The organism is Janthinobacterium sp. FW305-129 (assembly GCF_020858115.1).
In the GTDB taxonomy this organism is placed as follows: Bacteria; Pseudomonadota; Gammaproteobacteria; order Burkholderiales; family Burkholderiaceae_D; genus Janthinobacterium.
This window is the reverse complement of record NZ_JACYMM010000004.1, coordinates 285,677-310,368: the sequence shown is the minus strand read 5'-3', so window position 1 is coordinate 310,368 and position 24,692 is coordinate 285,677. Positions and strand designations below refer to the sequence as shown.

Below are 24,692 nucleotides of genomic sequence, written 5' to 3'. Positions count from 1 at the left end.
TAGCCGCAACTCACATCCGCTCGCTACGATTTTTCAGGCGTTCGATGCTTCAAGGCAAAAAAAGCCGCCTGATTTTGCGATCAGGCGGCTTTTTTATTTGTGCGGCCGGCCTGCCGTCAGCCGGCCAGGGTCACGCGCTGGTGGCTGCGGCTGGCCTGCTGCGCCGCCAATGCCGCCGCCAGCGCGCGCATGCCGTCGTCGCCGGTGGCGGCCGGCTGCCCTTCGCCGCGCATGGCGCGCTGGAAGGCGCGCACCGAGCGCACGTACAGGTTCTCGTGCTCGACGGGGATGTCGACGCTGCCGCCGTCGCGCGTCAGGCTGATGCTGCCGACGGGGCGCTGCGTCATCACGCCGGTGGCGAAGATGGTGCCCTTGCTGCCGATGATTTCCACGCCGGACAGCGAATACGGCGCATTGAACGCGTCGTGCACCTGCACCAGGGCGCCGTTGTCGAACTCGATGACGGCCATCAGCCCCTCTTCCAGCCCGGCCACCGTCATGCCGCCGCTGGTGGCGCAGGCCGTCACGTGGCGCGGCTCCGAGTCGAGCAGGAAGCGCAGGGTGTCGACGTCGTGCACGAACATGTCGAGCGTGACGCCGCCCGACTCCGGCGCGTCCAGGCGCCAGCCGCGCAGGTGCTGCGGCAGGTTGTTCGCGTGCAGCACGCGGCCATACAGGGGCTGGCCGATCTCGCCCGCGCGTATCAGCTCGCGCACCTTGCCGTGGCTGGCGGCGTTGCGCAGGTGATGGTTAATCCCCAGCACCACGCCCGCTTCGGCGCAGCCGTCGACCATGCGGCGGGCGTCGTCCAGGTTCAGCGCCAGCGGCTTTTCGCACAGCACGTGCTTGCCCGCGCGCGCCGCCTGCAAGGTCTGCGCCATGTGCCATTCGTTGGTGGTGCTGATGTACACGGCGTCCGCGCCCGGGTGCGCCAGCGCCGCATCGAGGTCCGTGTAGCTGGCGGCGATGCCGAATTGTTCAGCAAAGGCGGCGCCGCGCACAGCATCGCGGCTGACCACGGCCAGCACCTCGGCGTCGCCCTGCTGGCGGATCGCGTCGACCATCCATTCGCGCGCCACGGTGCTGGCGCCGACCAAAATCCATCCGGTTTTCTTCATTCGAATCTCCAGTTAAAAAGTGTGGCGCAGGCCCAGGTTCCAGGCCTGGTTGCCGGTGCCGTTGTCGGTGGCGTTGCCCACCAGGTAGGCGGCGCCATTGCGGTTGTCGATGTGGGCATAGGCCGCGTACAAGGTGCTGCGCTTCGACAGCGCATAGGTGTAGCCGATACCGAGCTGGCTGGCGTCGCCGTTGGCGGCGCGCCGGTCGTCGCGCCGCACGTACGAGAACAGCATGCGGTGCGGGCCAAAAGGCACGGTGGCGCCCAGCATCAGGTCCGCGCTGTCGACCGTGGTGGTGGCACCCGCCGTACTCTTGCTGACGGCGACGGCGCCGTGCGCCTTGACCACGCCAAAGTCCCAGGTGGCGCCCAGCACCGTGTTTCTCGCCGTCCCCGCCAACTGCGCGGCAGACAGGGTGTTGGCGTCCTGGTGCGCCAGGCGCACGTACAGCGGCCCGCTGGCATAGGTGGCCGCCGCGCCCGTGTAGCGCCTGGCCGAAGCGTCGCCGGGCACTTCGCCGAAGCCGTACGCCAGTTCGCCGGAGAGTCCCCCGCGCACGGGCGAGCTGTAGGTGATGCTGTTGTCGACGCGGCTGATGTAGCCGGCCGTGAAGACGTTGCTCATCCTGCCCGCAAAACCCAGGTAAAACGGGTCCAGCGCCCCCAGGCTGCTATCGATGAAGGTGTACTGGCGGCCCAGCCGCAAGGTGCCCGCCGCGCCGGCGAGGCCGACGAAGGCCTGGCGCCCGAACAGCAGGCCGCCCTGGGCCGAAGCGCCCGTGTCGGCCAGGATGCCCGCATCCATCGTAAAGATCGCCGTCATGCCGCCGCCCAGGTCTTCGCTGCCCTTGAAACCCAGGCGCGAACCGTTGGCGATGCCGCTGGTCAGCTTGAGCACCCTGCCCCCGGGGCCGCCGCTCTCGGACACCACGCCCAGGTCCGCGATGCCGTACATGGCCACGTTCGACTGCGCCGAGCACAGGCCGCCGCAGGCGCCCGCGCCGATGATCATTGCTCTTGCTACCTTGTTCTTCATTTCTTTCCCTGTCTGTCTTTTTATGGATACTGTTCTTAGCTGACCAGGTGGCGCGGACGCTCGCCGCGCAGGCCGGCCAGCAGGTTGTCCACGGCCTGCTGCGCCATGGCGTAGCGCGTTTCGTGCGTGGCCGAGCCGATGTGCGGCAGCGCCACCACGTTGGCCATGCCCGGCAGCGGATTGTCCGGCGCCAGCGGTTCGCGCTCGAACACGTCCAGGCCGGCGCCGTGGATGGTGCCCTGCTGCAGCGCCTCGATCAGCGCCGCCTCGTCGACGATGCGCCCGCGCGAACCGTTGATGAAGATGGCGCCGGGGCGCATCAGCGCGAACTCGCGCCGGCCCATCATGCGTTCCGTCTGCGCCGTCAGCGGCAGCACCACGCAGACGAAGTCGGAGCCGGCCAGCAGCTCGTCGAGCGCCACCTGGCGCGCGCCCAGCGCCGCTTCCACCTCGGGCACGGCTTCGCCGTTCACGTACAGCACCTGCATGCCGAAGCCCAGCGCGGCACGGCGGGCGACGGCGCGGCCGATGCGGCCCATGCCCAGCATGCCGATGGTCTTGCCGTGCACGTTGACGCCGTACTGGCTTTCGCCCACGCTGCGCGTCCAGCGTCCCGCCTTGACGAATTCGGCCAGTTCGACGACCCTCCGCGCGCTGGCGAGGATCAGCGCGAAGATCGTGTCGGCCGTCGTTTCCGTCAGCACGTCCGGCGTATTGGCCAGCAAAATGCCCCGTTCGCGCAGATAATCGACGTCGAACTGGTCGACGCCCACCGAAATGGTGGAAATGATGCGCAGGTCAATGGCCGGATCCAGCAGTTCGCGGTCCAGGCGCACGCTGGCGCCCAGCAAGCCATGCGCGCCGCGGATGGCGGCGGCAAACGCGGCGCGGTTGCCCGCGTCGATCGCCTCGAAATACGTCACCTCGCATTCGGCGCGCAGGCGCGCCAGCAGCGGTTCGGCCAGCTTTTTATACACAACCACATGTTTTTTCACGAGTTTTCCCCTGTTCGGTTCAAGATTGGCCCAGCGCGTCGAGCTGGGCGCGGGTCGGCAAGCCTTCCATGTCGCCGGCCACCTGGATGGCGAAAGCGCCGACCTGGTTGGCGCGCCGTACCGCCTGCGCCAGCGGCAAGCCTTCCAGCAAGGCGCTGACCAGGCCGGCCGCGAAGCCGTCGCCTGCGCCCACCGTGTCGACCACCTTGTCCACGCGCTCGCCCGGCACCATGCCGCTGTCGCCGTCGGCCGTGCGGTAATAGGCGCCCTCGGCGCCCAGCTTGATGACCACCAGGCGCGCGCCCTGCTGCAGGTAAAAGCCGGCGATGTCATGCGGCAGGTCGTGGCCGGTGAGGATTTTTCCCTCCCCCAGGCCGGGCAGCACCCAGTCGGCCCTGGCGGCGAGGCGGTTGATCTGTTCCACCATGACGGCTTGCGACGGCCACAGCGAGGGCCGCAGGTTCGGGTCGAACGACACGGTGCGTCCATGCTCGCGCATGAAGTCGATGGCCTGGCCGGCGAACGCCAGGCTGGTGGCGGACAGCGCCGCCGCCACGCCCGTGGCGTGCAGGTGGCGCGCGGACAGGAAATAGGCGGGATCGAAGTGCTCGGGCGCCAGACGGCTGGCGGCGGAACCCTTGCGGAAGTATTCGACCAGCGGGTCGGCGCCGTTCTCGGCCCGGGCCTTGAGCTGGAAGGCGCTGGTCTGGCCGGCGACGGTGACGACCCGGCTGCAATCGACGCCCTCGGCCTGCACGCTGGCGCGGATGAAGCGGCCGAAGGAATCGTCGCCCACGCGGCTCAGCCAGCCGACTTTCAAGCCCAGGCGCGCCAGGCCGATGGCGACGTTCGTCTCGGCGCCGGCCAATCGGCGCGTGAAATGCGCCACGGCCGCCAGGTCGCCCGTTTCCTCGGCAACGAACATCGCCATCGCCTCGCCATAGGTGACGACGTCGAGCGCGTGCGCTCCGTGCATCATTTCGTGTTCCCTCATGCGGCCTCCAGCATCTGGATATAGCGGCCCGTTTCGGCCACCAGGTCGGCGCCCTCGAGCGGGAATTCGATGGCACGCTGCACGCCCGGCGCGAAATGCGCGAAGACGGCGCGCCAGGCCGGATCGGCGTCGGAAACGGCACAGGCGGACAGCCGGCCTCCGTCATCGAGAACGGCCTTGCAGTGCACATAGCGCACGTACGGCGCCAGCAGGCGCGCCGCCTGCTGCGCGTCCTCGCCCACCCAGCGCCAGTTGCCGATATCGAAGGTCAGCCCCACGGGCAACCCGATCTCGCCTGCCGCCGCCAGAAAGCGCGCCATCGGCGCCAGCGCGCCGCCGTGAGCCGTCTGGTCGTTTTCCACCAGCAGCGCCACGGGCGCCGCCGCCAGTTGGGTTTTCAAGGCAGGCAAGTCCGGCGCGGCCGGGTAATGGCCCAGCGACACCTTCAGGTAGCGCGCGCCCAGGCGCGCCGCCTCGTCCAGCATCTGCTGCAGCAGCTCTTGCTGCAACCGCCCGTCCGCGTCCCACAATTCGATGGGCGTGGAATACACGCAGTACAGGCCGCGCGCGGCCACGGCCGCGCCCATGCGCGCCAGGTCCGGCAAGTCGGAAGTGAACAGCTCGCGGCGGATTTCGATGCCGGCGCCGCCCGCGTCGGCCACCACGTCGATGAAATGGCTTTGCCCCAGCTGCCTTACCCTGCTTGCGCCGTAGGCCGACGCCGCCACCAGCACGGGGCTCATTTGATCGCTCCCGCGCCGACGAACTGGCGCGCTTCAGGCGTTTGCGGATTGCTGAAAAACGCTTCCGACGGCCCGCTTTCCCACACCAATCCCTGGTGCATGAAGACGGTGACGTCGGCCATGCGCCGCGCAAATTCCATCTCGTGCGTCACCAAGAGCATCGTCATGCCGGCCTGCGCCAGTTCTTCCATCACATTGAGCACTTCCTGCGTCAGTTCCGGGTCGAGCGCCGACGTCACTTCGTCGAACAGCATCACCTGCGGCTCCATCGCCAGCGAACGGGCGATCGCCACGCGCTGCTGCTGGCCGCCCGACAACTGCTCGGGATAGGCTTCGCGCTTGTGGTCCAGGCCCACCTGCTTGAGCACGCGCAGCGCCGTGGCGCGGCCCTGGGCGTCGGGCACCTTCTTGACGATGCGCGGCGCCAGCATGACGTTTTCTTCCACGGTCAGGTGGGGGAACAGGTTGTAGCTCTGGAAGACCATGCCGACGTCCTTGCGCAAGTCGAGCAAGTGTTCCTGGCGCGCCGTCAGCGTGTGGCCTGCCACGACGATGCTGCCGCTGTCGATGGTTTCCAGGCCATTGATACAGCGCAACATGGTGCTCTTGCCGGAGCCGCTGCGGCCGATCACGGCGATCACCTGGCCCCGCTCGACGGCGAACGAGACGCCCTTGAGCACGTGGTTGGCGCCGAAGCTCTTGCTGATATTGTCGATTTCAACGATGGGCATGGAATTTCCTTTCCAGTGAATGGCTGTAGCGCGACAGCGGATAGCACAGCGCGAAGTAGATCAGGGCGACGATGGGGAAGACGATGAAGGGCAGGAAGGTCGCGTTGCTGACCAGTTGCCCTGCCCGCGTCAATTCCACCACGCCGATGATCGAGGTGATCGAAGTGTTCTTGATGATCTGCACCATGAAGCCCACGGTCGGCGGCAGCGAATGGCGCAGCGCCTGCGGCAGGATGACGTAGCGCAGCTGCTGGTAGCGGTTCAGCGCCAGCGCAGCCGATGCTTCCCACTGCTGCCGCTGCACGCCTTCGATGCAGCCGCGCCAGATCTCGCCCAGGTAGGCGCTGGCAAAGATCGTCATCGCCGCGCCTGCCGCGATAATCGGCGACAGCTTGTAGCCGAACAGGGCCAGCCCGTAATATGTCAAAAACAGCACGATCAGCACGGGCGTGCCCTGCACCAGCTGGATGTACAGGGCGCTGATGCAGCGCAGGAGCGGGCTGCGCGCCGTGCGCAGCAGCGCCACGGCGAAGCCGGCGATGCCGCCCGTGATGAAGACGAGCAGCGACAGGCCGATGGTCCAGCGCGTGGCCTCGAGCAGGAATTGCAGGTTATCCCAGGAAAAGTCACTGATCATGTCAAGCTCCCATGCGCGCCGCGCCCAGACGGCGGCGGCGTTTGAAGACGATCTGGCCCAGCACCCAGAAGCCGAAGCGGAACAGCAGGGCCAGCAGGATGTACAGCACCATCACGACGATGTAAATCTCGAAGCTGCGGAAGGTTTCCGCGTCGAGCAGGTGGGCGGCGGCGGTCAGCTCTTCGGCGGAAATGGCCGACACCACGCTTGAAGCGAGCATCATCAAAGTGAACTGGCTGGCCAGCGCCGGATAGACTTTTTCCAGCGCCGGCAGCAGCACTACGTGGCGCATCACCTGCCAGCGCGTCATGCCCAGCGCCTGCGCCGCCTCCAGCTGCGAGGGATGCACGGCGCCGATGCCGGCGCGCACGATTTCCGCCGCGTAGGCGCCCAGGTTGACCGTCATGGCGACGAGCGCCGCGCCGTTGGCATCGAGCTGCAAACCCAGCGACGGCAAGCCGAAGTAGATGATGAACAGCTGCACCAGGAACGGCGTACTGCGGATGATCTCCACATACGCGCGCACCACGGCGCGGGCATAGGCGGGACCATTCTTCAGGATGACGGCGGCGCACACGCCCACCGCCAGTCCCAGCACCATCGCCAGGGCGCTCAGGCGTATCGTCAGCGCCGCGCCCCACAACAGGCGGTCCAGCGATTGCATGACGAGTTCGAAATGAAATTCATACGGCATACTCAACTCCTTGTCTGCGTGCGCATCCCCGGCCGCGCCACCATGGCGGCGCGCCGTGCGGACGGGCACTTTCCTATGCGGCTGGCGGTATCAGAAGGTCGGCAGTGCCGGCAGCGGCGCGCCGCTCCACTTGCGCGCGATGGCGTCGAGTTCGCCGTTCAGCTTGACGTAGTAGATGAAGTTGTTGAGCCACTGGTGCAGCTCGAAGTCGCCGCGGCGCACCGCCATCGAATTCGGTTGCAGCGAGTAGGCGAAGCGGACCTCGATCTTGCCCGCGCCGCGCGTCTTGATGATGTCGAGCGCCATCGTGCTGGGAATCGAGACGGCATCGACCTGTTTGCTGAGCAAGGCCTGGGTGACGGTGGCGTCATCCTCGAAACGCACGATATTGGTGCCGGCCGGGGCCATGCGGCTCAGCGCCGTGTCGTTCGTGGTGCCGCGCGTCACGCCCACCTTCTTGCCCTTCAAGTCGGCCAGGGCCTTGAATTTGCCGCCCACCGGCGCGACGATGGCCAGTTCGAACGCGCTGTAGGGCATGGTGAACATCAGGGTCTTGGCCCGTTCCGGCGTGGGCGCCAGGGTCGCCACGAGGAAATCGACCTTGCCCGATTCCAGCGACGGCACGCGCGACGGCGCCGTCAGCGGCACCACTTCCACGGGCAGGTTCAGGTATTTGCCGATCAGGTTGGCGACGTCGACGTCATAGCCGACGGGCGCGCCCTTGGCGTCGATGCTGCCGAACGGCGGCGTGCCGCTGACCACGCCGATGGTCAGCTTGCCTTTCTTGATCAGGTCGCCAAGCGTCTGGGCGCCTGCATCGGCCGCCGCACCGAGGGCAAACGTTGCTGCCAGTGCGCATGCCAGTACTTTCGAATAGAACAGTGTCGTCATCTTCATGTTTCCGTCTCCTGTGATCCCGGTTCCGGCCTCGTCGAGGCACTTCCGGGAATATTGTCAAATGGACGATTCAGATCGTCTCTTGCCGTGTCCTGCCAACTTCCTGCCATTGCCCTGCCTGACTCCCCCTTTTCCGTATGAACACACTTTATGAAACCGGTTCCATAACTTATCCAAAAAAAAGGGCAAGGCCCTCTTTCCCGTCAAGCGTCGCCGCCCTTGTCCGCTTTCCCGCCCTGGGTGGAATTGCGCACAATCAACTTACCCGGCAACAACACCTCGCGCGGCGGGCATTGCTCGCCCTGCAGGCGCGACAGCATGCACGTCATCGCCGTAAAGCCGATTTCATAGGTCTGCTGCTGGATCGTGCTCAGGCCCGCCAGCGGCGACCACGGCAATTCGTCAAAGCCCAGCAAGCCCACGTCCTGCGGCATGCGCAATTCGAGGCGCTGCAGCATCAGCGCCAGTTCCAGCGCCACCATGCCGTTCGAGGCCAGCAGCGCCACGCGGCGGCCGCGCCACTGCGCCAGGCATAGACGCACCTGCGCGTCGATGGCAGGCCGGTCGTCCAGGTCCACCGCCAGCACTTCGCCCACGCAGCCCGGATGCTCGGCCATCACGGCCTGGAAACCTTCGGCGCGCATCAGCCGCGAGCTGACGCCCGTCAAGGGCGGCGCAATGAAGGCGATGGCGTCGAAACCCTGTTCGATCAGATGCGCGGTGGCCAGCCGGCCCGCCTGCACATTGTCCAGGCCCACCAGATCGAAATCGGCGCCCTCGATGCGGCGGTCGACCAGCACGATGGGCATATCCGCCTGCTGCAAGTCGGACGATTCGATGTTGCGCCCCTGCGTGTTGACGATCAGCCCTTCCACGCTGTACGAACGCAGCGCGGCCAGCGACTGGCGTTCGCGCTGTTCGTCATTGCCGGTATTACATAAAATCAATGTATAGCCATGTTGCTGGCAAGCCGCTTCCACGCCTTGCAGCACGGCCACGGTGTAGGGATTGAGCATGTCGGCCACGACCATGCCGATCAGGCGCGTGCGTCCCCGCTTGAGGCCGCGCGCCATCTGGTTCGGCTGGTAGCCGAGGCGCGCGATGGTGCTGGTGATCTGCTGGCGGATGTTTTCCGACAGGGCATCGAGTTCGCCGCCGAGAAAGCGCGACACGCTCGTCTTCGACACGCCCGCCTCGCGCGCCACCTGGGCGATGGTCACGGGCCGGGCCGGTTCGCCGGAGACTGTTTTTTTACTGCCGCGTACTGAATCCAAGGGTGCTCTCCACTACCTGTTGATCTGCATATTTTTATTTTGGAACCGGTTCCAAAGATAGCACCCACGCATCGATGACGCAAGCGATTTGATTGCCTGTGGCGGCGAAGGAACACGCTGGGGGCATGGATGGGAACGCGGATGAAAAAACGCCGCCCGCCCCTTGCAAACGCGGGAGCGGGCGGCGCGATGGTGTCAAGACTACTGGACCACGGTATAGCAAGGCACGTAGGCCGTGCCCGCCAGCTTCATGCGGTGCTGCGCCACGAACGAGGCCAGCAGCGCATCCATGGGGCCGGCGATGGATTTGTCGCCGTGGATCTCGAAGTTGCCATGTTCCTCGATCGAGCGGATGCCGTCATCCTTGACGTTGCCCGCCACCACGCCCGAAAACGCGCGGCGCAGCTGGGCCGCCAGCAAGTGCGTGGGCTGGTTCTTGTGCAGGCTCAGGTTGCGCATGTTTTCATGCGTGGGCTGGAACGGCTTCTGGAACTCGTGGTCGATTTTCAGCAGCCAATTGAAATAATACGCGTCGCTGTGCGCCTTGCGGAATTCGCGCACCTGGCGTATGCCTTCGAGCATTTCGCGCGCCACCAGTTCCGGGTCGTCGATGATGATTTTATAGCGCTGCTGCGCTTCCGGCCCCAGGGTGTCGCTGATGAACTGGTTGATCTGCACGAAGTACTCGCGCGACGTTTCCGGTCCCGTGAAAATCAGCGGGAAGGGAATCTCGGCATTGTCCGGGTGCAACAAAATACCGAGGATATACAGGATCTCTTCGGCCGTGCCGGCGCCGCCGGGGAAGACGACGATGCCGTGGCCGGCGCGCACGAACGCTTCCAGGCGCTTTTCGATGTCCGGCATGATGACCAGGTCATTGACGATGGGGTTCGGCGACTCGGCCGCGATGATGCCCGGCTCGGTGATGCCCAGATAGCGGCCATTGTGCAGGCGCTGCTTGGCGTGGCCGATGGTGGCGCCCTTCATGGGGCCCTTCATGGCGCCCGGGCCGCAGCCGGTGCAGATGTCGAGGCCGCGCAAGCCCAGCTGGTAGCCCACTTCCTTCGAATAATTGTATTCGGCGCGGTTGATCGAGTGGCCGCCCCAGCAGACGACCAGGTTCGGGTTGAGCTGGGTTTGCAGCACGTTGGCGTTGCGCAGGATGTGGAAGACGGCGTCCGTCACGCCTTCCGTGCTCTGCAAGTCGAATTTCGGGTTGCCCGTCACTTCATCGCTGACGAAGATAATGTCGCGCAACACGGCAAACAGATGCTCGTGGATGCCCTTGATCATCTTGCCGTCAACGAAAGCGATGGCTGGCGCGCCCTTGATGTCGAGCTTGATGCCGCGCTCGCGCTGGATGATGGAAATCTCGAAGGATTGATATCGCTCAAGCAAGGCACGGCCATCGTCGATGGTGCTGCCGCAATTCAAGACCGCCAGCGCGCAGCGGCGGAAAGTGTTGTACAGGCCGCCCTGGCTGGTGTCGAGCAGTTTATTGACTTCAGTCTTGGAGAGCACGTCCAGGCGGCCTTCCGGTGAAACCAGAGTATCGATAACGTCGTGTTCCATAATGCGAAAAATCCTTTAAAAATCGATGCTCGAAGGTGTTGCAGCCTCAAAATGTGTTGCAGCCTCAATATACGACAAGTCGGGCAAGTTGTGCTGTGGTGCCGCAAAATCGCCGGAGAGGAGCTTTGCCTGAAACCGGTTTGACCAATATGAAACAGTCATTCTTGCTAATGCGAATCGAAATCTTCGCTCAGCGCAATTTGTAGATTAGAATGCCAGCCTATTGGAATTCCCGAGCGTACGGTTCTTCATGAGAGTCCCCGCCGCCCGCAGGCTTCCATAAGTTTGTTTTATCGATTGACTATAATAATTTTTCAGGAGGAACCGCATGAGCGGTGCGACTACGCCCAACAAGGAAGCCGTTATTCCCGAGTTCAAGCAGATTATGGGCCATCCAAGCCCATTGTGGATGTTGTTCATGACTGAATTCTGGGAACGCTTCGCGTTCTACGGAGTTCGCTGGGCGCTGGTACTGTACATCGTGGCCCAGTTCCACGGCGGCGACGGTTCGGGACAGGCAGCGGCCAACCTGACCTACGGTTCCTTCCTCGCGCTGGTGTACGCCGGCGCCCTGTTCGGCGGCTACATCGCCGACCGCGTCATCGGCTACCAGCGTTCCATCCTGCTGGGCGCCATCTTCATGGCCGCCGGCCTGTTCTGCATCTCCGTGCCGAACCAGGACATCTTCAACCTGGGCCTGGCCACGATGATCGTCGGTAACGGCATGTTCAAGCCGAACATCTCGACCATGGTCGGCAAGCTGTACACGACCGCCGATCCGCGCCGCGACAGCGGCTTCACGATCTTCTACATGGGCATCAACATGGGCGCCATGGTCGCGCCCGTCTTCACCCAGTGGCTGGCCGAGTCGATCTTCGGCACCAGCGCGATGCCGTCGTACAAGATGGTCTTCATGGCTTCCGGTTTCGGCATGCTGATCAGCCTGGTATGGTTCTTCATCGGCCGCCGCGCCCTGAAGGGCATCGGCGCACCGGAAGCCGGTTCCGGCAACCCAATGCGCGTCGTCTGGGTGGCCGTCGGCTCCCTGTGCGTGATCCCGCTGATGTACTTCCTGCTGACCGTCGGCGCTGAAAAGCTGCAAATCGTCCTGACCGTGCTGTTCGTCGGCCTGGCCGTGATGCTGATGATCGAAGGCATACGCAACGGTAAAATTGCGCGCGACCGCGTCATCGCCATGCTGCTGATCTTCGTCTTCAACATCCTGTTCTGGATGTTCTTCGAACAGGCTGGCAGCTCGTTTACTTTCCTGGCTGACAAGATCGTCAACCGCGACCTGGGCTTCTGGATCTTCCCGACCGCCTACTTCCAGACCGTCAACTCGGTCGCCATCATCGTCTTCGCGCCGATCATCGCCGCCGTCTGGGTCTTCCTGGCGCGCCACAACGTCAACCCGTCGATCCCGCGCAAATTCGGCCTGGGCTTGCTGGGCAATGCGCTGGCCTTCGGCCTGCTGATCTTCGCTCTGTCGAGCCTGGTTGGCGCCGATAACAAGATCCCGTTCTGGACCCTGACCACCGTCTACGTGCTGCAATCGATCGGCGAGCTGTGCCTGTCGCCTATCGGCCTGTCGATGGTCACCAAGCTGGCGCCAGTGCGCCTGGTCGGCCTGGGCATGGGCGGCTGGTTCCTGTCGACCGGTATCGGCAACAACCTGTCGGGCATCTTCGCCAGCCACGTCAGCGGCGAAAGCGGCATGTCGGTGCAATCGGCCCTGTCCGGCTACACCTTCGGCTTCTGGTCCCTGCTGGGCGCCGGTGTCGTGCTGTTCCTGATCGCACCGCTGATCAACAAACTGATGCACGGCGTGAAATAAGCGTCTTGTTGTAGATCAGAACGGCGGCCTGCGGGCCGCCGTTTTTCATTCCGGCGCCGGTTCTTGCCTTGGCGGGCGGTACAATACCGCCAGGGCCACCGGCCACTCCCCCCACATCACCAAAGAATATTATGTCCAGCATCTCCACCACCTCGCCCCTCTCCGACGACGAATACGCCGAACTCGACACCCTGCTGGCCGCGCCCGCGCTGGAAGGCCGCGCCATGGACGTGTCGATGCTCGAAGGTTTTCTCACGGCCGTCGCCCTGAACCCGAAACAGATCGCGCCGGAACAGTGGTTGCCATGGGTCTGGGACAAGGCGGCTGGCAGCGCCGCGCCCGCAGCGGATGCGGCCAGCGAACGGGCGGCCAGCCTGGCCCGGCGCCACCACGCCTACATGGTCGAATGGCTGGCGAAGGACCCGGACAGTTTTGAGCCCATCTATGTGTGCGGCCCCGAATGGAGCGTGCCCGCCTGGTGCGCCGGTTTTATGCTGGGCACGAGCCTGGACAAGCCCCAGTGGGCGGCCCTGGCCGTCAGCCATCCCGAGTACCTGGCGCCGTTCCAGCACCTGGCCACGGCCACCGAACTCGATGACGATGCGGCCGAAACGGCCATGGATGGCGTGATTCCTGCCGTGATCGCCATCAACGCCGCCTGGGCGCGCCAGCGCCACCTGAAGCAAAGCCAGCCCGGCGCCACCGTGCTGCGCGAACTGCCGAAAACGGGCCGCAACGACCCGTGCCACTGCGGCAGCGGCAAGAAGTACAAGAAATGCTGTGCCGACGCCGATAGCGCGGCCAGCTAAGGACGCATCTCCTTGCGCCTGCTGCTGACGGCCATCCTGCGCTTCCTGCTGCGCCACGCGCTGCAGTTCGCGCTGTTCATCGTCATCCTGCTGGCAGGACGATCGCTGCTGGCCGAATGGCGCAGCTACAGCGCCGGCAGCGAGGCTGTCGCCGCCCTGCGCCAGGCTTCCGGCAGCGCCAGCAGCCATGGCACCAGCCTGGCCGAGGCGGCCACGCTGAGCGTCAACGCCCTGCGGCTGGCATCACAAGCAAGCATCGCCACGCGCCTGACAGAAGTACAAGCGCAATTGACGGCCTTGCGCGCGCGGCAGCAACCGTCGCTGTTTACCATTCCCCTGCCCGACACGCACACCCTGGCCCTGCACGCGCAGGACGAAGCGGCGCGCCGCGTGGAAATCGAAGTGCTGGCGCAGGAAGCCCGTTATCTGGTCGCCCTGCAGGCGGCGATCAGCGGCGAAGATGCACGCCAGACGCTGGCGCGCCTGCATGCGGAACACGTCAGCGCATATGCCGCACTGCAACATAACCTGGCCCGGCGCCGGCAGCTGGAAGCGCAGCACCCGCTGGCGGCGCGCCTGCCCGGCAGCGACGCCTACGCGCAGCTGTCGCGGCTCGAAGCGGAGGGCCAGCGCTTGCGCGAGGTCAACCTGCAAGCGTATCAGGCCTGGCTGGCGCAGCGCGCGCGCAGCAGCAATACCACCAACATCACCCGCCCCGCCCCATTCGCCGTCGACAGCGCGGCGCTGACTGGCGCGCTGGCGCCCGTACAAAAGGCGATTGCGGCAGGCGAAGAACAACTGGCGCGCAACTGGATCGCCCGCTGGCGCGCTCCCGTGCTGGACGTGGCGCCCACGGCCGCCCTGCTGGTGCTGTCGGCCATCCTGCTGCCCGTCGCCATCAAGGCCTGCTTTTACTTCGTGCTGGCGCCCCTCGCTTCGCGCCTGAAACCCTTGTCCATCGCGCACGCGCTGAACGTGACGGCCACTGCGCTCCCCCTGCCGCCCGATGGCCAGTCGCGCATTTCCGCCGTCTCGCAGGCATTGCAGCTCAAACCCGGCCAGCGGATGCTGATCCATCCCGAATACCTGCAATCGTCGCCCGTCGGCACGCGCAAGCGCACGCAGTGGCTGCTGGACTGGCGCTATCCGTTCACCAGCCTGGCCGCCGGCATGGAGGCGCTGACGCGGCTGGAAAGCGATGCCCCGGCATCCGTGACGATCTCCGCCAGCGACGACCCGCTGCTGGAAGTGGCCGTCGTGCACCTGCCGGCCGGCAGCGCCCTCGTGTTCCAGCCGCGGGGCCTGGTGGGCCTGGTCTGCGACTCTGGCCAGCCGCTGGCGATATCGAGCCACTGGCGCCTGGGAAGCCTGCATGCCTGGCTCACCCTGCAGCTGCGCTTCATCGTCTTTCGCGGCCCCGTCACCCTGATCGTGCGCGGCTGCCGCGGCGTGCGCCTGGAACGCGCGGGCCAGGGCCGCTCCATCAGCCAGTCCGCCACCCTGGGCTTTACTACCGACGTGCTGTACTCGACGCTGCGCAGCGAAACCTTCCTGCCCTATCTGCGCGGCCAGCAGGCGCTGCTCAACGACCGCTTCGACGGCGGCAACGGCGTCTACCTGTACGAAGAAACCCCGCGCCACGGCAAGCAGCCGGGCAAGGTGGGCAGCTGGTTCGAGGGTTTTACGGACGCCATCTTGAAAGTGTTCGGCATCTAGCCGAGGAAACCTTATGAACGACTTCCTGTTTGCCGATTTTCTCGAGGATCAGGCCGTGTATGCGGCACTGCAAGCGTACTGGCAAACGCGCCTGGCCTTCCTCGACGGCCTGTGTTCGCCGTATCTGCGCACCAGCTTTGCCAACGGCCAGGCATTCAATGACGGCAATCCCATCGTCAACCTGGCGGACCGCAACGCCGGCAAGGCGGCGCGCATCGTGCAGCAATGCCCGCAGGAGTTCGGCCCCTGCTACACGAGCTTCGGACAAGCCATCGAGCTGGCCGGCAGCGATGGGCAGCTTCGTCCGGCGCGGGAAAAGGTCATCGTGCTGACCTTGACGCAGGCAACGGCGCAGAGGGCCGGGGATGAACTGCGCGCGTGGTTCATGCCAGGCTAAGGGCGGCGCCATCCGGCACAAAATCGGGCTGCAGCAAGCCGTAGACGTGCAGGTCGACAAATACGCCATTCAGGCATTCCGCCTGCCGCAACACGCCTTCGTGCGCGAATCCCAGCCGTTCGGCCAGCGCCATGCTGGCGTGATTGCCGGCCGCGCACTGCAATTCGACGCGGTGCAATTGCAGCGCGCCAAACGCGTGCGCGAGGACGGCGCGCACCGCCGCGCTGGCGATGCCCCGGCCCTGGAACTGCTGCCCGAGGTAATAGCCGATGCGGGCATTGCGGTCCGCTGTGTCGATGTCTTTCAGGCGGATGCTGCCACACAAGGCCGTGCCGGAGAAAACATGCCATTCCAGTACCTCGCCGCTGGCCGCGCGGGCGACGGCGGCCTGCAGATAGGCCTGCGCCTCGCCGAACGAGTCCAGCTGCAGCACGGCGGGCAGGTAAGCACGCAGGTGCTCGCGGTTGTGCGCCACCAGCCCGGCGAGGGTTTCGGCGTGTTCAGGCAAGGTTGGAACAATAGAAATATCAGGAAATTTTGAAGGATTCACGCGCAAAGAGCCCTGGCGGGCCGGTAAGTTAAAGAAACGGCACTGGGTTCGCAGGCTAGGCGGCGATCGAATGCGACACCGTCAGCCACTCGCCCGGCTGCAGATTCGCCGCCGCCTCGCGCGTGGCCAGCACGCTGTCCGGGTTCAGGTCGGACCGGTTCAGCTTGTAGGAATAGGCGAAATCGTCGGCATCGAAGGCCTGTCCCGCCTTGACGTAATACTTGAAGCCGACAAACGAGTCGGGATTGGTGACGACCGAATACTCAAGCGTGACATTGTTCATGGCGGGCCTCGTCGGCGATGGTGATACGGCCATTATGCGTCAATTCCGGCGGCGGCGACGCAACGGTCCTTGCGGCAAGTCAATAGCCCTGCCGGCTGCCGGCGCTACAGTAGCCTGAGTCCACCACCGAATGGAAAGCCATGCGCGCCTTGCTCGCGAAAATCAGGAACACACTGGCGCCGCAGGCGGGCCTGCCGGCGGCGGCGCGCATGGAGCGGACGGCGGATCGGCGCGGCCTGCCCGCCTTTGACCCCGGGCCGCAAGCCGTCGTCAAGGCTTGCACGGCCTGGCTATGCGCGGCGCAAGACCATTCCAGTTCACACGACGGCGGGGTCGCGCGCGACTACAGCCTGCTGACGGGCTGGGCTAGCTCCTATCCCGAAACCACCGGCTACATCATCCCCACCATGATCGCCCTGGCGCAGCGCGCTGGCGACGAGGGTGGGGATGATGCCCTGCACGCACGGGCGCGCCGCATGCTCGATTGGTGCGTCGCCATCCAGTTCCCCGCAGGCGGTTTCCAGGGCGGGAAGATCGATTCGCTGCCGCGCGTGCCCGTCACCTTCAACACGGGCCAGATCCTGCTGGGCCTGGCCGCCGGCGTGGCCGCGTACGGCGATCGGTACCAGGACGCCATGCACCGCGCGGCACGCTGGCTGCGCGACAGCCAGGATGCCGACGGCTGCTGGCGCCGGCATCCGACGCCGTTCGCCAGCGCCGGCGACAAGGCGTATGAGACGCACGTGGCGTGGGGCCTGTTCGAAGCGGACCGCATCGCGCCTGGCCACGGCTATGGCGCGGCGGGCCTGCGCCAGGTCGACTGGGCGCTGACAAAACAGCGTCCCAACGGCTGGTTCGCCTCGAACTGCCTGGACAACCCGCTGCTGCCCCTGACCCACACCATCGGCTACGCCTTGCGCGGCCTGCTCGAAGCGCAGCGCTTTTCGGCCCGCGCCGACCTGCTGGACGCGGCCAAGCGCACCGGCACGGGCGTCGCCAGGGCCGTGGCGGCCGACGGCTACCTGGCCGGCCGCCTCGGCCCGGACTTCCAGCCTGGCGCCGATTACGCCTGCCTCACGGGGTCCGCGCAAAACGCGCATTGTCTGTTCCTGCTGTACCAGCTCACGGGCGAGCGGCCCTACCTCGACGCGGCCCGCCGCCTGAACCGTTACGTGCGGCGCTCCGTCAGCATCGACGGTCCCGCGCACGCGCGCGGCGGCGTCAAGGGTTCGTTTCCCGTCGATGGCGATTACGGCGCCTGGGCTTACCTGAACTGGGCCGCCAAGTTCTGCATCGATGCCAACCTGCTGGAACTGGAATTAGGCCATGCTTGACGGGGCCAGGCGCGCCGCCAGGGCCGCGCTGGAAGCGTGGCGCCGCGCCGCCGGCGCCCGGCAAATGCGCCACGACGCGCCCCACGTGACGCGCGCCGCGCTGGCATCCGGCCTGGCGCGGCTCGGCGTGGCGCCAGGCGATACGCTGTTCGTGCATTCTTCGCTGAAAAGCCTCGGCTACGTGGAAGGCGGCGCGGCGGCCGTCATACGCGCCCTGCAGGACGCCGTCGGCCCGCAAGGCACCCTGCTGCTGCCCACCTACTATCTGCCCGGCGGCACCGTGCGCGCCACCTGCGCCATGCCCGGCTATGTGTTCGACCCGCGCCGCCATGGCACGCACATGGGGCGCCTGCCGGAAGCGTTCCTGGCCAGCGGCAATATCCACCGCAGCATCCACCCGACCCACTCCGTATCCGCGTGGGGCCGCCATGCCGACGCTCTGACCGAGGCGCACCACCGCGCACCGTCGATCTTCGGCGTGGGCTCGCCCTGGCAGCGCTTCATCGGCTGCGACCAGGCCAAGGTGCTGGGCCTGGGCATCTCCATGGGGCCGGTGACGTTCTATCACGCGCTGGAAGACGCCATGGGCGACGCCTTTCCCGTGCCCGTGTGGGAGGACGATACAAAGCTGCTGGCCTGCCTGGACCACGCCGGCCGGCGCTGGAACGTGCCCGTGCGCCCCTTCGACCCGGCCGTCGCACAGCGCCGCATCGACCATCCGGGCCGCGGCGACTTGCGCGATTACTTTGCGCGCGAATTCGACGCCGCCGGCCTGCGCGTCAACGGCCAGGTGGGCGATGCCGCGTCGTGGCTCATTCCGGCGCAGGCGTTTTATGACCACCTGCGGCGGCTGGCGTCCGACCAGGTGACGATCTACGCGAGCGCGGCGCAACTGGCGGCGCGGCCGATATCGTAGTCATCTCCGCCATGCCCACATAAAAAAACCGCCCGGATCGTCATGACACCGGGCGGTTTTCCTTGGGCTGGCTACAACATCAAGCCTGCGGGCTGCCCGCTTTCTTCTCTCTTGCGACGATATACAGCAGCACGATGATGACGGCATACGGCAGCAGGGACAGCGCGTCCGAATGCAGGCCCGCGTAGAACGGGTTGCCGTGTTCGGCCCAGTCGGCCATCATCTGGTCGAAGTGCGTCAGCACGCCGGCCGTGATGGCGATGATGATGCCGGCCAGCGCGCCGCCGGCGATGTAGCCGGACGCCAGCAGCACGCCCGAACTGCGGTCGCCCGCCAGCTGGCGCTCTTCCTCGTTCAGTTTCGCGTTGTGTTCCAGCTTGTTGTTGCGGCGGTCCGCCAGCCAGCGCACCAGGCCGCCGACGAAGATCGGCAAGGTGGACGACAGCGGCAGGTACACGCCCACCGAAAACGCCAGTGACGGAATGCCGGCCATTTCCAGCACCACGGCGATCATCACGCCGAACAGCACCAGGGTCCACGGCAGCTGCTGGTCGAGGATGCCCTTGATGATGTAGGACATCAGCACGGCCTTCGGCGCATCGTATTTCTTCACTTCCGAGCCGTCCGGACGCTTGCTGTAGTGGCCATTGATGCCCGGATCGACCAGGTAGGCCAGCTGGCCATCTTCCTTGACGAAGTACTTGCCGGCCGGGCCGCCCACGGTATCGGTCTTTTGCCAGACTTTATACGTATTGTGGTCCGTGTCGGCTTGCGGGCCATGCAGCTCGCCCGTCACCGTCAGCTTCGACGCATCGACCGTCAGGCCAGGCGCCACTTGCGCGGCCGGCACGTAGACGGTGCTCGCTTCGTTCAGCTTCAGCAAAATCGGACCGAGGATCAGCGCGGACGACAAGGCGCCGGCCAGGATCGCGTACTGCTGCAGGCGCGGCGTGGCGCCCACCAGATAGCCGGTTTTCAAGTCTTGCGACGTGGTGCCGGCATTGCTGGCGGCGATGCAGACGATGGCGCCCACCGACAGGGCAGTCACATAGTAACGCCCGCCCGTCCAGCCCATGATGAGGAAGATCAGGCAAGTGAACAGCAAGGTGGCCACGGCCATGCCGGAGATCGGGTTCGACGAGGAGCCGATTTCGCCCGTCAGGCGCGACGACACGGTGGCGAACAGGAAGCCGAAGACGAGGATCAGCAGCGCGCCGAGGAAATTCATGTGCAGCGGCGTGGCGAAGGTGATCACGGCGATGATGGACAGGCAGCCGATGACGACCCATTTCAGGGGGATATCCTGGTCCGTGCGCAAGGTGGAATTGCTCTTGACGCCCTTGCCGATGCCTTTCAGGCCGGCCGACAGGCTGCGCCAGATCATGGGCATGGCGCGCACCAGCGAAATCAGGCCGCCGGCGGCCACGGCGCCCGCGCCGATGTACAGCACGTAGGCGCTGCGCACGTCGTCGGCGCCCATTTCGCTGATCAATTTGGTGCCCGGCGAGAGCACGGTGGTCAGGCTGTCGCCGAAGAACTTGATCATCGGGATCAGCAGCAGATACGACAGCACGCCGCCGGCCGCCATGGTGGCGGCGATGCGCGGGCCGATGATGTAGCCCACGCCCAGCAATTCAGGGGAAATCTCGGCGCCGATGGAGCCGCCCTTGAGCGGCGCGGCAAATTCCACGCCCGGCGTGTCCTTCCAGCCCTTGAACGAGATATTGAAGACTTTATACAGCAGGCCGACGGCAAAACCGCCGAAGATGATCTTGGCGCGGCGCTTGGCGTCCAGCGCGGCGGCCGAATCCTTCTCGATGCTTTCGCCGGCGGCGATGCGCGATTCTTCCGTGGCAGCCGCCTTGAGCACTTCGGCGCAGGCCGTGCCTTCGGGGAATTTGAGTTCCTTGTGCTGGTCGACGATCATGGTGCGGCGCATGGGGATCATCATCAGGATGCCCAGCAGGCCGCCGAGGATACCGACCAGCATGACGCGCGAGATTTCCAGGTCGAAGCCGAGGATCAAAATGGCGGGCATGGTCACGCCCAGGCCGAAGGCCAGCGATTCGCCGGCCGAACCGGCCGTTTGCGTGATGCTGTTTTCCAGGATCGACGAATCCTTGCCGCCCACCTTCTTGGCCAGGCCGAACAGGGTGATGGCGATCACGGCGACGGGAATCGAGGCGCTGACGGTCAGGCCCACTTTCAGCACCAGGTAGAGCGAAGAGGCGCCAAAGACCATCCCCAGGATGACGCCCATGAACAGCGCGCGGAAGGTCATCTCGGGCAGCTTCGCATCGGCCGGAATATACGGCTTCACGGCGCTCGGCATTGCATCTTTTGCCATAAATAAATCCTTAATTTTATAAAATAAACAGCCCGGATCGACGTCCGGGCTATTTGCTTGAAGCCGAGACTATCGCACAGCCGCGTTTCGATGAAAAGGTTTTTTGCAGCCGGTCCCGGCGCCGGGAGCGCCGCCGCATTGGTCTATAATCGCTGCCACCGTGCCCTGCACGCTCACGTGAGACTGCCTTGACTGCCAAACGATCCGGATTTCCCTGGCCTTCCCGCCGCGCCACCGTGCGCGCCATCATCATCGCCGGCTGCGCCGCGCTGACCGCTGCCCTGCTGCTGACCGCTTATCTGTTCCTGTACGTGCGCCCCCGCCTGCCCGAGCTGGACGTCATCACCGACTACCAGCCGAAGATCCCGCTGCGCGTGTACACGGCCGACAATGTGCTGATCGGCGAATTCGGCGAAGAGCACCGCGACTTCGTGCCGATCGCGCAAGTGCCGGAAATGATGAAAAAGGCCTTGCTGGCCATCGAGGACAGCCGCTTCTACGAGCACCACGGCATCGACTTCGTGCGCGCCGGCGGCGCCGTGCTGTCGAACCTGCGCCACGGCTTCGGCCACGGCGGCGGCTCCACCATCACCATGCAGGTGGCGCGCAATTTCTTCCTGACGCGCGAAAAAGTCGCCTCGCGCAAGCTCAATGAAATCATGCTGGCCCTGAAAATCGAGGCGGCCCTGTCGAAAGAGCAGATTCTCGAGCTGTACATGAACCAGATGTACCTGGGCCAGCGCTCGTTCGGCTTCGGCAGCGCGGCGCAGACCTATTTCGGCAAGCCCTTGTCCGAACTGTCGATCGCGGAAATGGCCATGCTGGCCGGCCTGCCGCAAAACCCGTCGCGCCACAACCCGATCAGCAACCCGAAAAAGGCCCATGCGCGCCAGCAGCTGGTATTGAAACGCATGCGCGAACTCGATTACATCAGCGAAGGCCAGTACCGGCAGGCGCTGGCGCAGCCGCTGCATTTCAATACGCGCGGCAAGCAGGGTTTCGAGACGCACGCCGAATACGTGGCCGAACTGGCGCGCCAGGCCGTGTTTGCGCAATTCAAGGAAGACAGCTATACCAAGGGCATCAGCGTCTACACGACGATCCTGAAGGCGGACCAGGACGCGGCCTACGCCTCGACGCGCCGCAACGTCATCGCCTACGACCAGCGCCACGGCTACCGCGGCCCGGAAACCTTCATCGACATGCCGGCGGATCCCGAGCAGCGCGACGACGCCATCGATGCTGCACTGCAAAAACGGCCGGACAGCGACGGCCTGATCGCCGCCGTCGTCACGGAGGTATCCAGCGGCAAGGTGCTGGCCGACACGGGCGACGGCGACGCCAAGGCCATCACGGGCGACGGCTTGCGCTTTGCCGCCCCTGCCCTGTCCGCCAAGGCGAGCGCCGGCATCAAGCTGCGCCCCGGCGCCGTGATCCGCATCAGCCAGGACGCCAAGGGCAACTGGGCCATCACGCAAGTGCCGCTGGTGGCCGCCGCCTTCGTCTCGCTCGATGCGGAAACGGGCGCCTACCACGCCATGGTGGGCGGCTTCGACTACAACCTGCAAAAGTTCAACCACGTCACGCAGGCCTGGCGCCAGCCCGGTTCGGCCATGAAGCCCTTCGTGTACTCGGCGGCGCTGGAAAAAGGCTTTTCGCCGGCCACCCTGATCAACGACGTGCCCCTGGAAATGCAGGCGGGCGGCAAGGTGTGGGCGCCGCAGAATGACGATTTCAAGTTCGACGGCCCCATCACCATGCGCTATGCGCTGGCGCAATCGAAGAACGTGGCCTCGGTGCGCATCCTGCGCGCGCTGGGCGTGGCGTACACGCACGACTTCATGGAAAAATTCGGTTTCGACCCGGCGCGCCAGCCCAGCAACCTGACGATGGCGCTGGGCACGGGTTCCGTCACGCCCGTGCAGATGGCGGGCGCCTACGCCCTGTTCGCCAATGGCGGCCACCAGGTGGAACCGTATCTGATCGACCGCATCGTCGACGCCAGGGGTACGGTATTGATGCAGACCAAACCGCCCGCGCCGAACGACGACAAGACCCTGGCGCTCGATCCGCGCAACGCCTTCGTGATGGACAGCATGCTGCGCGAAGTCACGCGCACCGGCACGGGCGCGGCGGCGACGAAAAAACTGGGCCGCAGCGACATCGCCGGCAAGACGGGCACCACCAGCGACGCCGTCGACGGCTGGTTCGCCGGCTATGGCGGCGGCATCGTGGCGGTGGCGTGGATGGGCTATGACGAGCCGAAGTCCCTGGGCGGACGCGAATTCGGTTCCTCGCTGGCCATGCCGATCTGGATCGACTACATGCGCACGGCCCTGTCGACGCGCCCGCAAGTCACGCGCGCCGTGCCGGCGGGCCTGAGCCAGGTCGACGGCGAGTGGCTGTACGATGAATTCATCGACATGAACGGGATCAAGACCCTGGACATGGACGTGGAGACGCCGACGGATCCGGCGGCAGTGCCGGAGACGGTGCCGGTTGAGACGAACTGAGGCCGCATGGTCGGGCCGGGAGCCACCGTTACGCCGCTGGCCCGCGGCCCGTGGCCCGTGGCCCGCACCACCCGCCTGGGGCTCCGGCATTGCCGATCACGCTTGCCGGCAATCCGGCCAGTCACAATTTGCCTTGAGGATTTCTCCATCGACAATAATCATGGCAGGATTCTTTTTCCAATCCGCGTCGGACACAGTGAATTTCTCCTTCATTTCAGGCGTCATCAGGCAATCTGAAAACAGCATGGCATTCAGCCTGAATTCCGGCACGAATTTTGACATCTTTTTCGTCCCATCCGGATATTCAACCTGGAATATCACTTCCGTGACCTTCCCCCGCATATCGTTCATACCGCCTCCACATGAATATGCAATACATTCACTTACAAAGCACGGACAATCGGCCAACCGCGCCGCCGATCCGAATGACGCCAATATCGAGATGATTCATACGTCAACCATCGATTAATTTGGAACGCAGCAACATGCGTAACAATAAAACATGGTCGCGCCAAATTTACCCGCATTAAATGCATATGGCACGTTCTGCGGAATGAACATCCAATCGCCGGCCGTCAGTTCAAGCCCCGCGTATTCGATGGAGCCGGACACGATGACCCGTATGCCGTCGCCTTCCTCGTGCTGGTGCTCCTCGACGCCGGCGCCGGCTTGGGCGACGGAGACAAAGAACTGCGCCCCTTTGCCGGTCAACGCGAACGGCAATTGCCATTTCTGGAAGCCAGCAGGAAGCTTGCGGATACTGAGGCTCTCGCGTATGCGCTGCGCAAAGGGATCCCGCGAAGTCAGCACCGTCGTATTTTGCTCGTCCAATCCCAGTTCTTTTCTGGCATGTGCAATCCTTTCAAGCCCGGACTCAAAAGAAATAAACTTGAAATTTTCATTAGACATGGCGCCCCCAAATAAATTTTCAAATTGAATCAGCAAGAAGGGCAATCCACACCCGACCATTCGACTTTATCCCGGATCATGAAAATATATTTTGATACCAGTCAAATTCGCAGCGCGGAGTATTTTTGAGCATGGCGGCCATTCGAGATAAGGCATGCGGAATAAAAACTTTCACATTTTTAATGTCACGCACGACCAGATCCGCCGAACGCATCGGCGTACCGGCGGCCATCAGGCAGCCGCGTTCCGAGGCAGCGGCATTACTTTCAGGAAAATAGGAGAAGCAGGCCAGCCGAGGGCAAGGCTGCGCCACAGCGAGCAGCGGCAGCTTGATGCAGACAAGGCCCGCAACGGGGCCATGCCCTGCCGATACGCGCCGCTGCCGGAGCCATGC

Annotated in this window: 24 protein-coding genes; 7 read left to right on the top strand and 17 right to left on the bottom strand. The window is 64.9% G+C overall.

Features of this window, described 5'->3' with window-relative positions:
- Positions 1–116: 116 nt before the first annotated feature.
- The 11 genes from IGS61_RS10330 to ppnN form a co-directional block, all read right to left on the bottom strand.
- Complete coding sequence (locus tag IGS61_RS10330; protein WP_230539500.1) at positions 117–1,118, bottom strand: Gfo/Idh/MocA family protein; 1,002 nt, start codon at positions 1,116–1,118, stop codon at positions 117–119.
- A 12-nt stretch (positions 1,119–1,130) separates the two neighbouring features.
- Entirely contained in the window at positions 1,131–2,153 is a 1,023-nt protein-coding gene (locus tag IGS61_RS10325) for a porin (protein WP_230539499.1), read from the bottom strand.
- A 35-nt stretch (positions 2,154–2,188) separates the two neighbouring features.
- A complete protein-coding gene (locus IGS61_RS10320) occupies positions 2,189–3,148 on the bottom strand; it encodes a 2-hydroxyacid dehydrogenase (protein WP_230539498.1) in 960 nt (319 codons plus the stop codon).
- Positions 3,149–3,167: 19 nt separating this feature from the next.
- Entirely contained in the window at positions 3,168–4,127 is a 960-nt protein-coding gene (locus IGS61_RS10315) for a sugar kinase (protein WP_442908053.1), read from the bottom strand.
- An 11-nt stretch (positions 4,128–4,138) separates the two neighbouring features.
- Positions 4,139–4,885 (bottom strand): sugar phosphate isomerase/epimerase family protein, encoded by a 747-nt coding sequence (locus tag IGS61_RS10310; RefSeq protein ID WP_230539496.1) that lies wholly within the window; start codon positions 4,883–4,885, stop codon positions 4,139–4,141.
- Entirely contained in the window at positions 4,882–5,616 is a 735-nt protein-coding gene (locus IGS61_RS10305; RefSeq protein ID WP_230539495.1) for an amino acid ABC transporter ATP-binding protein, read from the bottom strand. The genes IGS61_RS10310 and IGS61_RS10305 overlap by 4 nt, the downstream gene beginning before the upstream one ends.
- Complete coding sequence (locus IGS61_RS10300) at positions 5,603–6,253, bottom strand: amino acid ABC transporter permease (protein ID WP_230539494.1); 651 nt, start codon at positions 6,251–6,253, stop codon at positions 5,603–5,605. Before IGS61_RS10300 ends, IGS61_RS10305 begins: the two co-directional genes overlap by 14 nt.
- A 1-nt stretch (position 6,254) precedes the next feature.
- Positions 6,255–6,947: an amino acid ABC transporter permease gene (locus tag IGS61_RS10295; RefSeq protein WP_099410165.1), complete on the bottom strand. Its 693-nt coding sequence runs from the start codon at positions 6,945–6,947 to the stop codon at positions 6,255–6,257.
- Positions 6,948–7,037: 90 nt separating this feature from the next.
- A complete protein-coding gene (locus IGS61_RS10290; RefSeq protein WP_230539493.1) occupies positions 7,038–7,844 on the bottom strand; it encodes a transporter substrate-binding domain-containing protein in 807 nt (268 codons plus the stop codon).
- 203 nt (positions 7,845–8,047) lie between these two features.
- Entirely contained in the window at positions 8,048–9,118 is a 1,071-nt protein-coding gene (locus IGS61_RS10285; RefSeq protein WP_230539492.1) for a LacI family DNA-binding transcriptional regulator, read from the bottom strand.
- A gap of 201 nt (positions 9,119–9,319) precedes the next feature.
- Positions 9,320–10,690, bottom strand: coding sequence for a nucleotide 5'-monophosphate nucleosidase PpnN (gene ppnN, locus IGS61_RS10280; protein WP_034782951.1), 1,371 nt, complete (start codon positions 10,688–10,690; stop codon positions 9,320–9,322).
- Positions 10,691–11,018: 328 nt separating this feature from the next.
- Here ppnN and IGS61_RS10275 point away from each other — a divergent pair, with 328 nt between their 5' ends.
- The 4 genes from IGS61_RS10275 to IGS61_RS10260 all read left to right on the top strand — a co-directional run bounded on the left by IGS61_RS10275 (position 11,019) and on the right by IGS61_RS10260 (position 15,446).
- Complete coding sequence (locus tag IGS61_RS10275; RefSeq protein ID WP_152251960.1) at positions 11,019–12,524, top strand: peptide MFS transporter; 1,506 nt, start codon at positions 11,019–11,021, stop codon at positions 12,522–12,524.
- Positions 12,525–12,655: 131 nt separating this feature from the next.
- Positions 12,656–13,333, top strand: coding sequence for a UPF0149 family protein (locus tag IGS61_RS10270; protein WP_230539491.1), 678 nt, complete (start codon positions 12,656–12,658; stop codon positions 13,331–13,333).
- Between the two features lie 12 nt (positions 13,334–13,345).
- A complete protein-coding gene (locus IGS61_RS10265; protein WP_230539490.1) occupies positions 13,346–15,049 on the top strand; it encodes a hypothetical protein in 1,704 nt (567 codons plus the stop codon).
- Between the two features lie 13 nt (positions 15,050–15,062).
- Positions 15,063–15,446 carry a hypothetical protein gene (locus tag IGS61_RS10260; protein ID WP_230539489.1) on the top strand — a complete coding sequence of 128 codons (384 nt, stop codon included), beginning with the start codon at positions 15,063–15,065 and terminating at the stop codon, positions 15,444–15,446.
- Here the strand turns inward: IGS61_RS10260 and IGS61_RS10255 are convergent.
- The gene (locus tag IGS61_RS10255) at positions 15,433–15,954 is read right to left on the bottom strand and encodes a GNAT family N-acetyltransferase (RefSeq protein WP_230539488.1); all 522 of its coding nucleotides are present in this window, start codon (positions 15,952–15,954) and stop codon (positions 15,433–15,435) included. The genes IGS61_RS10260 and IGS61_RS10255 overlap by 14 nt on opposite strands.
- A gap of 97 nt (positions 15,955–16,051) precedes the next feature.
- Complete coding sequence (locus IGS61_RS10250; protein ID WP_230539487.1) at positions 16,052–16,279, bottom strand: hypothetical protein; 228 nt, start codon at positions 16,277–16,279, stop codon at positions 16,052–16,054.
- A 140-nt stretch (positions 16,280–16,419) separates the two neighbouring features.
- Between IGS61_RS10250 and IGS61_RS10245 the strand changes: the two genes are divergently transcribed.
- Both IGS61_RS10245 and IGS61_RS10240 read left to right on the top strand, forming a co-directional pair.
- Positions 16,420–17,613, top strand: coding sequence for a hypothetical protein (locus tag IGS61_RS10245; protein WP_230539486.1), 1,194 nt, complete (start codon positions 16,420–16,422; stop codon positions 17,611–17,613).
- Positions 17,606–18,529: an AAC(3) family N-acetyltransferase gene (locus IGS61_RS10240; protein WP_230539485.1), complete on the top strand. Its 924-nt coding sequence runs from the start codon at positions 17,606–17,608 to the stop codon at positions 18,527–18,529. Before IGS61_RS10245 ends, IGS61_RS10240 begins: the two co-directional genes overlap by 8 nt.
- 79 nt (positions 18,530–18,608) lie before the next feature.
- Here IGS61_RS10240 and IGS61_RS10235 read toward each other — a convergent pair whose 3' ends face one another.
- Positions 18,609–20,876, bottom strand: coding sequence for an OPT family oligopeptide transporter (locus IGS61_RS10235; RefSeq protein ID WP_230539484.1), 2,268 nt, complete (start codon positions 20,874–20,876; stop codon positions 18,609–18,611).
- 188 nt (positions 20,877–21,064) lie between these two features.
- On the opposite strand from IGS61_RS10235, the gene IGS61_RS10230 reads away from it, so the two are divergent.
- Positions 21,065–23,389, top strand: coding sequence for a penicillin-binding protein 1A (locus IGS61_RS10230; RefSeq protein WP_230539483.1), 2,325 nt, complete (start codon positions 21,065–21,067; stop codon positions 23,387–23,389).
- Positions 23,390–23,485: 96 nt separating this feature from the next.
- Here IGS61_RS10230 and IGS61_RS10225 read toward each other — a convergent pair whose 3' ends face one another.
- The 3 genes from IGS61_RS10225 to IGS61_RS10215 form a co-directional block, all read right to left on the bottom strand.
- Entirely contained in the window at positions 23,486–23,740 is a 255-nt protein-coding gene (locus IGS61_RS10225; protein ID WP_230539482.1) for a hypothetical protein, read from the bottom strand.
- A gap of 114 nt (positions 23,741–23,854) precedes the next feature.
- Positions 23,855–24,334, bottom strand: a complete 480-nt coding sequence (locus IGS61_RS10220; protein WP_230539481.1) for a cupin domain-containing protein — start codon at positions 24,332–24,334, stop codon at positions 23,855–23,857.
- Positions 24,335–24,374: 40 nt separating this feature from the next.
- Positions 24,375–24,530: a hypothetical protein gene (locus tag IGS61_RS10215; protein ID WP_230539480.1), complete on the bottom strand. Its 156-nt coding sequence runs from the start codon at positions 24,528–24,530 to the stop codon at positions 24,375–24,377.
- Between the last annotated feature and the right edge of the window lie 162 nt (positions 24,531–24,692).